At 72.1% G+C, this 13,773-nt stretch carries 10 protein-coding genes; 8 read left to right on the top strand and 2 right to left on the bottom strand.

All coding sequences use genetic code 11. From position 1 onward, the window contains the following. Positions 1–6: 6 nt before the first annotated feature. From OG338_RS22650 to OG338_RS22665, 4 genes are all read left to right on the top strand, one after another. A complete protein-coding gene (locus OG338_RS22650; RefSeq protein ID WP_051093064.1) occupies positions 7–288 on the top strand; it encodes an acylphosphatase in 282 nt (93 codons plus the stop codon). A gap of 436 nt (positions 289–724) precedes the next feature. Next, positions 725–934: a hypothetical protein gene (locus OG338_RS22655; protein ID WP_018102403.1), complete on the top strand. Its 210-nt coding sequence runs from the start codon at positions 725–727 to the stop codon at positions 932–934. Between the two features lie 180 nt (positions 935–1,114). After that, complete coding sequence (locus OG338_RS22660; RefSeq protein WP_405939063.1) at positions 1,115–4,840, top strand: AAA family ATPase; 3,726 nt, start codon at positions 1,115–1,117, stop codon at positions 4,838–4,840. A gap of 100 nt (positions 4,841–4,940) precedes the next feature. Further along, positions 4,941–6,365, top strand: coding sequence for a sugar porter family MFS transporter (locus tag OG338_RS22665; RefSeq protein ID WP_405939064.1), 1,425 nt, complete (start codon positions 4,941–4,943; stop codon positions 6,363–6,365). A 9-nt stretch (positions 6,366–6,374) separates the two neighbouring features. On the opposite strand, the gene OG338_RS22670 is transcribed toward OG338_RS22665, so the two are convergent. Then, positions 6,375–7,751: a purine-cytosine permease family protein gene (locus OG338_RS22670; protein WP_405939065.1), complete on the bottom strand. Its 1,377-nt coding sequence runs from the start codon at positions 7,749–7,751 to the stop codon at positions 6,375–6,377. A 124-nt stretch (positions 7,752–7,875) separates the two neighbouring features. Here OG338_RS22670 and ftsY point away from each other — a divergent pair, with 124 nt between their 5' ends. Beyond that, a complete protein-coding gene (gene ftsY / locus OG338_RS22675) occupies positions 7,876–9,081 on the top strand; it encodes a signal recognition particle-docking protein FtsY (protein ID WP_405939066.1) in 1,206 nt (401 codons plus the stop codon). Positions 9,082–9,192: 111 nt separating this feature from the next. Here ftsY and OG338_RS22680 read toward each other — a convergent pair whose 3' ends face one another. Next, complete coding sequence (locus tag OG338_RS22680; RefSeq protein WP_405939067.1) at positions 9,193–9,852, bottom strand: bifunctional DNA primase/polymerase; 660 nt, start codon at positions 9,850–9,852, stop codon at positions 9,193–9,195. 360 nt (positions 9,853–10,212) lie between these two features. Between OG338_RS22680 and OG338_RS22685 the strand changes: the two genes are divergently transcribed. The 3 genes from OG338_RS22685 to OG338_RS22695 all read left to right on the top strand — a co-directional run bounded on the left by OG338_RS22685 (position 10,213) and on the right by OG338_RS22695 (position 13,745). Next, a complete protein-coding gene (locus tag OG338_RS22685) occupies positions 10,213–11,685 on the top strand; it encodes a hypothetical protein (RefSeq protein WP_405939068.1) in 1,473 nt (490 codons plus the stop codon). A 375-nt stretch (positions 11,686–12,060) separates the two neighbouring features. After that, positions 12,061–13,410: an ammonium transporter gene (locus OG338_RS22690; RefSeq protein ID WP_405939069.1), complete on the top strand. Its 1,350-nt coding sequence runs from the start codon at positions 12,061–12,063 to the stop codon at positions 13,408–13,410. Beyond that, positions 13,407–13,745, top strand: coding sequence for a P-II family nitrogen regulator (locus tag OG338_RS22695; RefSeq protein WP_018102395.1), 339 nt, complete (start codon positions 13,407–13,409; stop codon positions 13,743–13,745). Before OG338_RS22690 ends, OG338_RS22695 begins: the two co-directional genes overlap by 4 nt. Positions 13,746–13,773: the final 28 nt, after the last annotated feature.

Genomic DNA, 13,773 nt, shown 5'->3' on the forward strand with positions numbered 1-13,773 from the left:
TCGGGCATGAACGAAGATGCACGGCTCACCGCTTGGGTACGCGGCCGAGTACAGCAAGTAGGCTTCCGATGGTTCACCAGGGCAAACGCTTTGGAGATCGGCGGCCTCACCGGTTTCGCGCTCAATCTGGACGACGGCCGGGTGCAGGTCGTGGCGGAGGGTCCGCGTGAGAATTGCCACCGTCTTCTCGACTGGCTCCGCTCGGACGACACACCCGGCCGCGTTGACGGCGTCACTGAGATATGGGACACGCCGCGCGGCGGATACGAGGGATTCGCGATCCGCTGAGACCGCCCCCGAAACGCTCCTGAAACGGGCCCGTGTTCGGCCCGTGTTCGATGCGCGGCGGGCGGTGACGGAATGCGCCCCCGTCGCGCGTACACATGAAATGACCTGCGGAATGTCCTGATGGTTGCCAAGATTCGGTTGGCATGCCAGGCTGCCGCCCTAAGGATGATCTCCGTACCCCTGAGGGCCCCGTCGGAGAGCCGCGCCGCATGATCGTCTCGCCGCGCGCCCCGGGACGCCCGCCTCTGTGGGGTGTGATCGTGTTGACCGTCAAACTTTTTGGTGAGACTCTGAAATCCCCGCGCACCTCAGCTGTTCGGCAGAGCTGGTAGGCAGCAGGACAGCAGTGACAGTGAGCACTGCCGAACACCGCGGGTGCGATCCCTCACGACCCACACCGCATCGGTCGGTCACTCATTGTGGAGGACCATCCATCATGGCAAAGGCGCTTCTCGGTTACGTCGGCGGTTCCGACCCGCGACTCCTCGCCGAGATGCGACGGCTCCAGCAGCGCGTCCAGGACCTCGAATCCGAGCTTGTACGGATTCAGGAGGAGAACGACGCGCTCAACGCCGCCGCCCAGCACCAGTCGCTGCTCGACAGCATCGACATCGACGTACCCCAGGCGGAGCCGGCACTCACCTGACCCGCACGGCGATCTGATCCGCAGAATCACCAGAATCACAGGGGACGCTTCGGCGTCCCTTCTTTCTTTTCCGCCCGCCTCGCGCAGGTCCCGCCCCGGACGTACACCCCTTCCCTTACCGTCTGATGTGCCCTGCACCTTCATCAGCGAAACCGAGAGCGAAAGGTAGAGTCCGGCGGCGTGCACCTCAAGGCCCTGACCCTGCGCGGTTTCAAGTCGTTCGCCTCCGCCACGACGCTGCGGTTCGAACCCGGTATCACCTGCGTCGTCGGGCCCAACGGGTCGGGAAAGTCCAATGTGGTGGACGCGCTCTCCTGGGTGATGGGTGAACAGGGTGCGAAATCCCTGCGCGGCGGCAAGATGGAAGACGTGATCTTCGCCGGGACCACCGGCCGGCCGCCGCTGGGCCGGGCCGAGGTCTCGCTGACCATCGACAATTCCGACGGCGCCCTGCCCATCGAATACGCCGAAGTCACCATTACGCGGATCATGTTCCGCAACGGCGGCAGCGAATACCAGATCAACGGCGACACCTGCCGGCTCCTGGACATCCAGGAACTCCTTTCCGACTCCGGTATCGGCCGCGAGATGCACGTCATCGTCGGCCAGGGCCGGCTGGACTCCGTCCTGCACGCCGACCCCATGGGCCGCCGCGCCTTCATCGAGGAGGCGGCCGGCGTCCTCAAGCACCGCAAGCGCAAGGAGAAGGCGCTGCGGAAGCTGGACGCGATGGGCGCCAACCTCGCCAGGGTCCAGGACCTCACCGACGAACTGCGCAGACAGCTGAAACCCCTCGGCCGGCAGGCCGCCGTGGCCCGCCGCGCCGCCGTCATCCAGGCCGACCTGCGCGACGCCCGGCTGCGCCTCCTCGCCGACGACCTCGTCACGCTGCGCACCGCCCTGCGCAGCGAGATCGCCGACGAGGCCGCGCTCAAGCAGCGCCGCGAGGCCGCCGAGGCGGAGCTCAAGGCCGCCCTCGCCCGCGAGGCCGAACTGGAGGACCGGGTACGGCGGCTGACGCCCAGGCTCCAGCGCGCCCAGCAGACCTGGTACGACCTCTCCCAGCTCGCCGAGCGGGTACGCGGCACGATCTCGCTGGCCGACGCCCGGGTGAAGAGCGCCACCGCCCCGCCCGAGGAGGAGCGCCGCGGCCGCGACCCCGAGGACATGGAGCGCGAGGCCGCCCGCATCCGCGAGCAGGAGGCCGAGCTGACCGCTGCCCTGGAAGCGGCCGAACACGCGCTGGACGACACCGCGTCCCACCGCCAGGAGCTGGAGCGCGAGCTGGCGGCCGAGGAACGCCGCCTCAAGGACGCCGCCCGCGCCCTGGCCGACCGCCGCGAAGGGCTCGCCCGGCTGCACGGCCAGGTCAACGCCGCCCGCAGCCGCGCCGGTTCGGCCCAGGCGGAGATCGACCGGCTCTCCGCCTCACGAGACGAGGCCCGGGAGCGGGCCGTCGCCGCCCAGGAGGAGTACGAGGAGCTGAAGGCCGAGGTCGACGGCCTGGACGCCGGGGACACCGAACTCGGCGAACAGCACGAGGCCGCCCGCCGCGCCCTGAAGGACGCCGAGGCGGCGCACTCCCGGGCCCGCGAGGAGGCCACCGCGGCCGAACGGCAGCGCGCCGCCGTCGCGGCCCGGCACGACGCGCTCGCCCTCGGCCTGCGCCGCAAGGACGGCACCGGGGCGCTGCTCGGGGCCCGCGACCGGCTCACCGGCCTGCTCGGGCCCGCCGCCGAACTGCTGACGGTGGCCCCGGGCCACGAGGTCGCGGTGGCGGCGGCGCTGGGCGCGGCGGCGGACGCGGTCGCGGTCACCGACCCGGCCACCGCGGCCGAGGCGATCCGGCTGCTGCGGAAGCAGGACGCGGGCCGCGCCGCTCTGCTCCTGGGCGGGCCGGCGCGGGCCGCCACCGGGGACGGCGACGCGACCGGGCATGTACCCGGCCAGGGCACCTCGGCACACCCGCCGCACCACGGGGACGCCACGCACGTCGCGCTTCCCGGCCGGAGCACGGACGGCGGGGGAGCGGCGGAGGCCGCACCGGCGACCCGGGCGCCGGACCCCGTGCACACCGCGCGGGCCCTCGCCCCCACCGCCGCCCATGTCGCCGATCTCGTCAGCGGCCCCGCCGAACTGGTGGCCGCCGTCCGCAGGCTGGTCCGGGACATGGTGGTCGTCGCGACCCTGGAGGACGCCGAGGACCTGGTCGCCGCGCACCCGGAGCTGACCGCGGTGACCGGTGAGGGCGACCTGCTCTCCGCCCACTTCGCGCACGGCGGCTCCGCCGGGGCGCCCAGCCTCCTCGAAGTCCAGGCGTCCGTGGACGAGGCCGCCGCCGAGCTCGCCGGGCTCGCCGTGCGGTGCACCGGACTGGCCGAGGACCAGCGGCTGGCGGCCGGGCGGCGGACCGAGTCGGCGGCGCTGGTCGAGGAGTTGGGGGAGCGGCGGCGCGCCGCCGAGCGGGAGCGGGCGGGCGTTGCCCAGCAGCTCGGGCGGCTCGCCGGGCAGGCGCGGGGCGCCGCCGGTGAGGCCGAGCGCATGGACTCCTCCGCCGCCCGGGCCCAGGAGGCGCTGGAGCGGGCCACCGAGGAGGCGGAGGAGCTGGCCGAGCGGCTGCTCGTCGCGGAGGAGGCGGCCGGCGACGGTGCCGACGACGAACCGGACACCGGCGTGCGCGACCGGCTCGCGGCCGACGGTGCCAACGCCCGCCAGACCGAGATGGAAGCCCGCCTCCAGGTCCGTACCCACGAGGAACGCGTCAAGGCCCTCGCCGGGCGCGCCGACTCGCTGGACCGGGCCGCGCGCGCCGAGCGCGACGCACGGGCCCGGGCCGAGCGGCGGCGGGCCCGGCTGCGCCACGAGGCGGAGGTGGCGGCGGCCGTGGCGTCGGGGGCCCGGCAGCTCCTCGCGCACGTCGAGGTGTCCGTCGTACGGGCGGAGCGGGAGCGGGCGGCGGCCGAGGAGTCCAAGGGGGAGCGGGAGCGCGAGCTGGTGGCGGAGCGGCTGCGCGGCCGGGACCTCAAGGGGGAGCTGGACAAGCTGACGGACTCGGTGCACCGGGGTGAGGTGCTGGGTGCCGAGAAGCGGCTGCGGGTGGAGCAGCTGGAGACCAGGGCGCTGGAGGAGCTGGGCGTCGAGCCGGCCGGTCTGGTCGCGGAGTACGGCCCCGACCAGCCGGTGCCGCCGTCGCCGCCCGCCGAGGGCGAGGAGCTGCCGGCGGACCCGGAGCATCCGCGTAACCGCCCCAAAGCGTTCGTCAGGGCCGAGCAGGAGAAGCGGCTCCGGTCGGCCGAACGGGCGTATCAGCAACTCGGGAAGGTGAATCCGCTCGCCCTTGAGGAGTTCTCCGCGCTGGAGGAACGGCACAAGTTCCTCTCCGAGCAGCTGGAGGACCTGAAGAAGACCCGGGCCGATCTGCTCCAGGTCGTCAAGGAGGTCGACGAGCGGGTCGAGCAGGTGTTCACCGAGGCGTACCGGGACACCGCGCGCGAGTTCGAGGGCGTCTTCTCGCGCCTCTTCCCGGGCGGTGAGGGGCGGCTGATCCTGACTGATCCGGACCACATGCTCACCACCGGGGTCGATGTCGAGGCCCGGCCGCCGGGCAAGAAGGTCAAGCGGCTCTCCCTGCTGTCCGGCGGCGAAAGGTCCCTGACGGCGGTGGCGTTGCTGGTCTCGATCTTCAAGGCGAGGCCCAGCCCGTTCTACGTGATGGACGAGGTCGAGGCGGCGCTGGACGACACCAACCTCCAGCGGCTGATCCGGATCATGGAGGAGCTCCAGGAGAGCTCGCAGCTCATCGTCATCACGCACCAGAAGCGGACGATGGAGGTCGCCGACGCGCTGTACGGCGTGTCGATGCAGGGCGACGGCGTCTCGAAGGTCATCAGCCAGCGCCTGCGCTGAGCACGGCGGCAGCCGAGTGGTGGCGGGGCCGAACCTGTGCGCCACTTGAGATCAGCTGACCCATGCCCGATGCCGCGGTCCCGTCCCAGGGAGGCCATACGTGACCAGTCCATCGCAGGGACCCGGACCGGAGTCCGGGGCCCGTTCGGCCCACCCGGACCACCTCGGCCATGTCATCTTCATCACCGCCGCGGCCGCGATGGGCGGCTTCCTGTTCGGCTACGACAGCTCCGTGATCAACGGCGCCGTCGAGGCGATCCGCCACCGTTACGACATCGGCTCCGGCACCCTCGCCCAGGTCATCGCCATCGCGCTGATCGGCTGCGCGATCGGCGCCGCCACGGCCGGCCGGATCGCCGACCGCATCGGGCGCATCCGCTGCATGCAGATCGCCGCCGTCCTGTTCACCATCAGCGCCGTGGGCTCCGCGCTCCCGTTCGCGCTCTGGGACCTGGCGATGTGGCGGATCATCGGCGGCTTCGCGATCGGCATGGCCTCGGTGATCGGCCCCGCCTACATCGCCGAGGTCTCGCCGCCCGCCTACCGGGGCCGGCTCGGCTCCTTCCAGCAGGCCGCGATCGTCATCGGCATCGCCATCTCCCAGCTCGTCAACTACGGCATCCTCCAGATCGCGGACGGCGACCAGCGCGGCAAGATCGGCGGCCTGGAAGCCTGGCAGTGGATGCTCGGTGTGATGGTCGTGCCCGCCGTCCTCTACGGGCTGCTCTCCTTCGCGATCCCCGAGTCGCCGCGCTTCCTGCTCTCCATCGGCAAGCGCGAGCGGGCCCGGAAGATCCTCGAAGAGGTCGAGGGCAAGAACGTCGACCTCGACGCGCGCGTCGAGGAGATCGAGACCGCGATGCGCCGCGAACACAAGTCGTCCTTCAGGGATCTGCTCGGCAGCCGCTTCGGCTTCCTGCCGATCGTCTGGGTCGGTATCGGCCTCTCGGTGTTCCAGCAGCTCGTCGGCATCAACGTGGCGTTCTACTACTCCGCGACGCTGTGGCAGTCCGTCGGCATCGACCCGACCGACTCCTTCTTCTGGTCGTTCACCACGTCGATCGTCAACATCATCGGTACCGTCATCGCGATGATCCTGGTGGACCGCGTCGGCCGCCGCCCGCTCGCCCTCGTCGGCTCCTGCGGCATGGCCGTCGCCCTCGCCTTCGAGGCATGGGCCTTCTCCGCCGACCTGGTCGACGGCAAGCTCCCGACCGTCCAGGGCGCGGTGGCCCTCACCGCCGCCCACGTCTTCGTGCTCTTCTTCGCCCTGTCGTGGGGTGTCGTGGTCTGGGTCTTCCTCGGCGAGATGTTCCCCAACCGCATCCGGGCCGCCGCGCTCGGCGTGGCCGCGTCCGCGCAGTGGATCGCCAACTGGGCGATCACCGCCAGCTTCCCGAGCCTCGCGGACTGGAACCTCTCGGGCACGTACATCATCTACGCCTGCTTTGCCACGCTCTCGATCCCCTTCGTCATCAAGTTCGTGAAGGAGACCAAGGGCAAGGCGCTGGAGGAGATGGGCTGAGCCCCTTCGTCAGGGCCTCGCAGGGCGGCCCGGGCGCGGCAGTACCGCGTACAGGCCGCCCGAGACGAGTGCCGTGGCCGCCCAGCCCAGGCCGCTGCGGCCCGGCCAGGTGGCGGCGAGCGGGCCGGTGAACCACTCCACGCCGGTGAACAGCAGCCCCACCACGAGCCCCGCGCCCCACGCGGCCACGGCGGGCCACGCGACACCGCCGGTGTACCAGTACGCGCCGCCCCGGCCGGTGTCCATCAGCGCCACCGGGTCGTAGGCCCGGCCGCGCAGCATGTCCGTGGCGAAGACCCCGATCCACGCCGAGAACGTCACCGCGAGCAGCCGCAGGAACGACACGAAGGCGTCGATGAAGCTGCTCGCCACCATCATCAGGAGCGCGCCCAGGAACAGGCTGATCGCCGCGTTCACCCCGACGGCCCAGGCGCGCGGCACGGTGAAGCCGAGGGTCTGCGCGGTGAACCCGGCCGAGTACATCGACAGCGCGTTGATCAGCACCATGCCCGTGACCGCCATGACCAGATACGGGACGGAGAGCCAGGTCGGCAACAGGACCCCGATGAAGGAGACCGGATCACGGGTCACGGCCAGCTCCGGCGTCCGCACCGCCATCACCGCTCCCAGCACCACCAGCGGCACCAGCACCACCAGCGCCCCGCCCACCGTCGCCGCGACCATCGCCCGGCCCTTCGACGCGCGCGGCAGATAGCGGGTGAAGTCCGGACCGGACGGTGCCCAGCTGATCCCGCCGGCCGTCAGCGTGCCGATGCCCGCGATCACCGCCGGCACCGCACCGGGCGGCCGGTCCAGCACCGCGCGCCACGGCACCACCACCGCCAGATGCGCCAGCACCAGGACGCTGAAGGCGCCGAAGAGATACGCCGACCAGGTGCAGCACACCCGCAGCGCCCGCAGCCCGAGCCCCGACAGCAGAAAGCTGCCCGCCACGAACGCGAGCAGCGTCGCCATGATCAGCGCGGGTGTGCTCCGGACCCCGAACAGCACCTGGCCCACGGTCAGCAGGGCGTACGCGCCGGTGACCGCGTTCATCGTCTCCCAGCCCCACCGCGCCACCCAGATCAGCGCGCCCGGCGCCAGATTGCCCCGCACACCGAAGACCGCCCGGGACAGCGCCATGCCGGGGGCGCCGCCCCGCGTCCCGGCCGACGAGACGAAGCCGACCAGGCCGAACGAGATCAGGGGCGCCACCACGGCCGCCACCAGCACCTGCCAGAGGCTCAGCCCGTCCAGCACGACGAGCCCCGCGCCCACGGTGACGAGCAGCACGGTCATGTTCGCCGTGGCCCAGGTGGGGAAGAGGGCCCGGACCCGGCCGGTGCGCTCCTCGTCGGGCACGGGGTCCAGGCCACGGGTCTCCACGGCCAGGATCGTACCTTTCCGGCATACCGGTCGTAACGACCGTAAGGGTGCACAGGCCCGCGATCCTTCGCCGAACCCGTCCCTCCCTCGATTGCCGACCCGGGTGACCGATACTGGGAGGGTTATGGAATTCGTCATCCTTGCTGTAGTCATCGCCCTGGTCGCGGTCGGCGTGATCAGCGGGCTCGTGGTCAGCAGCCGCAAGAAGAAGCAGCTGCCCCCGGCACCGTCGAGCACGCCGACCATCACACCTCCCGCCGAGCCCCGTGCCGGCGAGGAGGCCGAAGAGCCGCGCGAGGAATCGCGCCGCACCATCGAGGACGTCGCGGCCCCGCCCGCCGAGGCCGAACCGGAGACCGCCGAACCGGAGACCGCCGAGCCGGCGGCCCCCGCGCTCGACGTCCCCGAGCCCACCGCCGGCCGGCTCGTCCGGCTGCGCGCCCGCCTCGCCCGCTCGCAGAACACCCTCGGCAAGGGGCTCCTCGCCCTGCTGTCCCGGGACAATCTGGACGAGGACACCTGGGAGGAGATCGAGGACACCCTCCTCACCGCCGACGTCGGCGTCGCCCCCACCCAGGAGCTGGTCGAGCGCCTGCGCGAGCGCGTCCGGGTGCTCGGCACCCGCACCCCCGAGGAGCTGCGCGCCCTGCTCCGCGAGGAGCTGCTCACCCTGCTCGGCACCGACTTCGACCGCGCCGTGAAGACGGAGGGCGGTCTGGAGACCCCCGGCGTCGTGATGGTCGTCGGCGTCAACGGCACCGGCAAGACCACCACCACCGGCAAGCTGGCCCGGGTGCTCGTCGCCGACGGCCGCAGCGTCGTGCTCGGCGCGGCCGACACCTTCCGCGCCGCCGCCGCCGACCAGCTCCAGACCTGGGGCGAGCGCGTCGGCGCCCGCACCGTGCGCGGTCCGGAGGGCGGCGACCCGGCCTCCATCGCCTACGACGCGGTCAAGGAGGGCATCGCCGAGGGCGCCGACGTGGTGCTCATCGACACCGCGGGCCGGCTGCACACCAAGACCGGGCTGATGGACGAGCTGGGCAAGGTCAAGCGCGTCGTGGAGAAGCACGGCCCGCTGGACGAGGTGCTGCTCGTCCTGGACGCCACCACCGGGCAGAACGGCCTGGTGCAGGCGCGGGTCTTCGCCGAGGTGGTCGACATCACCGGCATCGTCCTGACCAAGCTGGACGGCACCGCCAAGGGCGGCATCGTCATCGCCGTCCAGCGCGAGCTGGGCGTCCCGGTCAAGCTCGTCGGACTCGGCGAGGGCCCGGACGACCTGGCCCCGTTCGAGCCGGAGGCGTTCGTGGACGCGCTGATCGGGGACTGACCCGACCGGACAGCCGGAAGCCCGGCCGCGCACACCCGCGCGGCCGGGCTTCCGGCTGTCCGGGCTGAGAGCGGCCCCGGGCTTCGGGCAGCCGCCCGGCCGGTGCGCGGCTCAGCCGCAGGGCGCCGCCCACCGATGGCAGAGGTAGGCCAGCGTGCCCAGCAGCAGCCGGGCCTCCGGCGGGGTCGCGCTGTCGGGCCCGGGCGCCCGCAGCCAGCGGACCGGGCCGAGCCCGCCCCGGTCCGAGGGCGGCGCGGTGATGTGGCCGCCCGGGCCGAGCGCCCGCAGATCGAGCCCCGCGTCGTCCCAGCCCATCCGGTACAGCAGCCGGGGCAGCCCGGCGGCGGCGCCCGGCGCCACGAAGAACTGCGCCCGGCCCTGCGGGGTCACCGAGACCGGGCCCAGCGGCAGCCCCATCCGCTCCATCCGCACCAGGGCCCGGCGCCCGGCCGCCTCCGCCACGTCGAGCACGTCGAAGCTCCGGCCCACCGGGAGCATCATCGAGGCGCCGGGCACCTCGGCCCAGGCGTCCGCCGCCGCGTCGAGGGTCGCCCCGGCGGGCACCTCACGGGCGAACTCCAGCGGATGCGCGCCCGGGGCGGCGCAGCCCGGGTCCCCGCAGGAGCAGATGCCGTCCGCCGCGCGGGCGCCGGGCACCACGGCCCAGCCCCACAGCCCGGTGTACTCGGCCACCTCCGTACCGCCGGCGGTGGCCCGGGCGCGACGCCGTGCGCCGGTGCGCATCTCGCGGATTCCGATCGTGAAGCCCATGCCCCCTCCAACGGGTCCGGTTCGCCGGTGGTTACGAAGAGAGCGTGCGACCGTCCGCGCGCCCCCGGGCGCTTCCTCACGCCCGTGCGAATCGTCCTGTCAAGTGAATCGCGGCCCACGGGGGTGGCGTTCAATCGAAGGGGTGGCGAATGGTGGCGATTACGCAAAGGGCCTCGCCGGGCCCGTGATCGTAGGATTACCGTCGGTACACGAACCATGGAAGTATGTGCGCCCGTGGGTATGCCGCAGGCAACCCGGTTTTCTGTTCGATCGGGCCCAACGCCCGTGCGGGCGGCATGAGTTCGGGGCATTCTGGTAGTGCTTCGCGCGACACGTATTCGGCGGGATGGGGGCTTATCCGTGAGTGGCAGCGGCGCAGGCGAGACGAATGCCGGCAAGCGCCCGAACGGCCAACTGGGGTCATGGTTCGTGCGCAGCGGCTGGTCGAAGGGCGAGCTGGCGCGGCAGGTGAACCGCCGGGCGCGCCAGATGGGCGCCCACCACATCAGCACCGACACCTCCCGGGTGCGGCGCTGGCTGGACGGCGAGCAGCCGCGCGAGCCGATCCCGCGCATCCTGTCCGAGCTGTTCTCGGAGCGCTTCGGCAGCGTCGTCGCCGTCGAGGACCTGGGGCTGCGCACCCCGCACCAGGCGCCCTCGGTGGCCGGCGTCGACCTGCCGTGGGCGGGCCCGCAGACCGTCGCCCTGCTCAGCGAGTTCTCGCGGAGCGACCTGATGCTCGCCCGCCGGGGCTTCCTCGGCAGCTCGCTCGCCCTCGCCGCCGGTCCCGCGCTCATCGAGCCCATGCAGCGCTGGCTGGTGCCGGTCGCGGCCGCCCCCGCCGCCGAACCGGAACCCGCCGCCGCCCGCCGTCCGTCCAGGCTCTCCGGCCCCGAGCTGGACCTGCTGGAGTCGACCACCGCGATGTTCCGCCAGTGGGACGCGCAGTGCGGCGGCGGGCTGCGCCGCAAGGCCGTCGTCGGCCAGCTCCACGAGGTCACCGACCTGCTCCAGGAACCCCAGCCCGCCGCCACCGCCAAGCGCCTGTTCCGCTGCGCCGCCGAACTGGCCGAGCTGGCGGGCTGGATGAGCTACGACGTCGGCCTCCAGCCCACCGCCCAGAAGTACTTCGTGCTCGCCCTGCACGCCGCCAAGGAGGCCGGCGACAAGCCGCTCGGCTCGTACGTCCTGTCCAGCATGAGCCGGCAGATGATCCACCTCGGCCGCCCCGACGACGCCCTGGAGCTGATCCACCTCGCCCAGTACGGCAGCCGCGACTGCGCGACCCCGCGCACCCAGGCCATGCTGTACGCGATGGAGGCCCGCGCCTACGCGAACATGGGCCAGCCCAGCAGGTGCAAGCGGGCCGTCCGGATGGCCGAGGACACCTTCCAGGACGCCGGCGTCGACGGCGAGCCCGAGCCCGACTGGATCCGCTTCTTCTCCGAGGCCGAGCTGAACGGCGAGAACTCGCACTCGTACCGGGACCTCGCCTACGTGGCCGGCCGCAGCCCCACGTACGCCACGCTCGCCGAGCCCGTCATGCAGCGGGCGGTCCGGCTCTTCGGCGAGGACGACGAGCACCAGCGCTCCTATGCGCTCAATCTGATCGGCCTCGCCACCGTGCACCTCCTCAAGGGCGAGCCCGAGGCGTCCACCGTGCCGGCCGGGCAGGCGCTGCGCGTGGCCAAAAAGGTGCGCTCCGAGCGGGTCAACACCCGGCTCCGCAAGACCGTCGACACCGCCGCCAGGGACTTCGGGGACGTGCCCGAGGTCGCCGAGCTCACCGAACTCCTCATCGAACAGCTGCCCGAAACTGTGGAAACCGTCTAGCGACGGCCATCGGGCCCCAGACCCCGGCCACGACGATCACCCAGCACAGACCGACTTCGGCTCCCCCCATTGCCAGGTCAACGGGTGATCGCCGTGGCCGGTTCGTGTGGTCGTTCCCCCGCCGGAGCGTCGTAACCGCACCGTATGCGGCCCGGGCCGCAGAGTGGGCGCGAGCGTGGGTACGGCACGCGCGGTTCATGGGGACGTAACACGGCGCTTCCCTTCGTCACTGCCGCGAAACATCGCGGCGCACCGGCCGAAACCGCGCTGGGCGAATCTCGTGGCTCATAACGGCCCGCCCCCTTCCCCAGTGGTCCCGCAGTGGTTGTGCCCCCACCGCCCGCACGCGGCCGCACCGACGACGAGGAGACGCCGATGCCCCCAGGCATCACGACGCTTGCCGCAGACACCCCGACGCTGTCTGCCGCCAACACCGGCTTCATGCTCATCTGCTCGGCCCTGGTGATGCTCATGACCCCGGCCCTCGCCTTCTTCTACGGAGGCATGGTCCGCGTCAAGAGCACCCTCAACATGCTGATGATGAGCTTCATCAGCCTCGGAATCGTCACGATCCTGTGGGTGCTGTACGGCTTCAGCCTGACCTTCGGCACCGACGCAGGCTCGGTCATCGGCTGGAGCCAGGACTTCCTCGGCCTCAGCGGGATCGGCGTCAACGAACTCTGGGACGGCACCACCATCCCGGTCTACGTCTTCGCCGTCTTCCAGCTGATGTTCGCCGTCCTCACGCCCGCCCTGATCAGCGGCGCCCTGGCCGACCGGGTCAAGTTCACCTCCTGGGCCCTGTTCATCACCCTCTGGGTCACCGTCGTCTACTTCCCGGTCGCGCACTGGGTCTGGGGCGCGGGCGGCTGGCTGTACGAGCTCGGCGTCATCGACTTCGCCGGCGGGACGGCCGTCCACATCAACGCCGGTGCGGCCGCCCTCGGCGTGATCCTGGTGATCGGCAAGCGCGTCGGCTTCAAGAAGGACCCGATGCGGCCGCACAGCCTGCCGCTCGTCATGCTCGGCGCCGCGCTCCTCTGGTTCGGCTGGTTCGGCTTCAACGCGGGCTCCTGGCTCGGCAACGACGACGGCGTCGGCGCGGTCATGTTCGTCAACACCCAGGTCGCCACCGGTGCCGCGATGCTCGCCTGGCTCGTCTACGAGAAGATCCGCCACGGCGCCTTCACCACCCTCGGTGCCGCCTCCGGCGCGGTCGCCGGACTCGTCGCCATCACCCCGGCCGGCGGCGCGGTCAGCCCGCTCGGCGCCATCGCGGTCGGCGCCATCGCCGGTGTGCTGTGCGCCATGGCCGTCGGCCTCAAGTACAAGTTCGGCTACGACGACTCCCTCGACGTCGTCGGCGTCCACCTCGTCGGCGGCATCATCGGCTCCCTGCTCGTCGGCTTCTTCGCCACCGGCGGCGTCCAGTCCGACGCCAAGGGCCTCTTCTACGGCGGCGGGCTCGACCAGCTCGGCAAGCAGGCCGTCGGCGTCTTCGCGGTCCTCGCGTACTCTCTCGTCGTCTCCGCGGTCCTCGCCCTCCTGGTCGACAAGACCCTCGGGATGCGGGTCGACGAGGACGACGAGATCTCCGGCATCGACCAGGTCGAACACGCCGAGACCGCGTACGACTTCAGCGGCGCCGGCGGCGGCGCGGCCTCCCGTACCGCCGCCCCCGCCCCCGGCCCGGCCGCCCCGACGAACAAGAAGGTGGACGCATGAAGCTCATCACCGCAGTCGTGAAGCCCCATCGGCTGGACGAGATCAAGGAAGCCCTCCAGGCGTTCGGCGTCCAGGGCCTCACCGTCACCGAGGCCAGCGGCTACGGCCGGCAGCGCGGCCACACCGAGGTCTACCGGGGCGCCGAGTACACCGTCGACCTCGTCCCCAAGATCCGCATCGAGGTCCTGGTCGAGGACGAGGACGCCGAACAGCTCCTCGACGTCGTCGTCAAGGCCGCCCGCACCGGCAAGATCGGCGACGGCAAGGTCTGGACCGTCCCCGTCGAGACGGCCGTCAGGGTCCGTACGGGCGAACGCGGCCCGGACGCCCTCTGACCGGCCCCCGCCGACTGTTTCGCACGGT

The sequence above is a fragment of the Streptomyces sp. NBC_00726 genome, from assembly GCF_045161735.1.
In the GTDB taxonomy this organism is placed as follows: Bacteria; Actinomycetota; Actinomycetes; order Streptomycetales; family Streptomycetaceae; genus Streptomyces.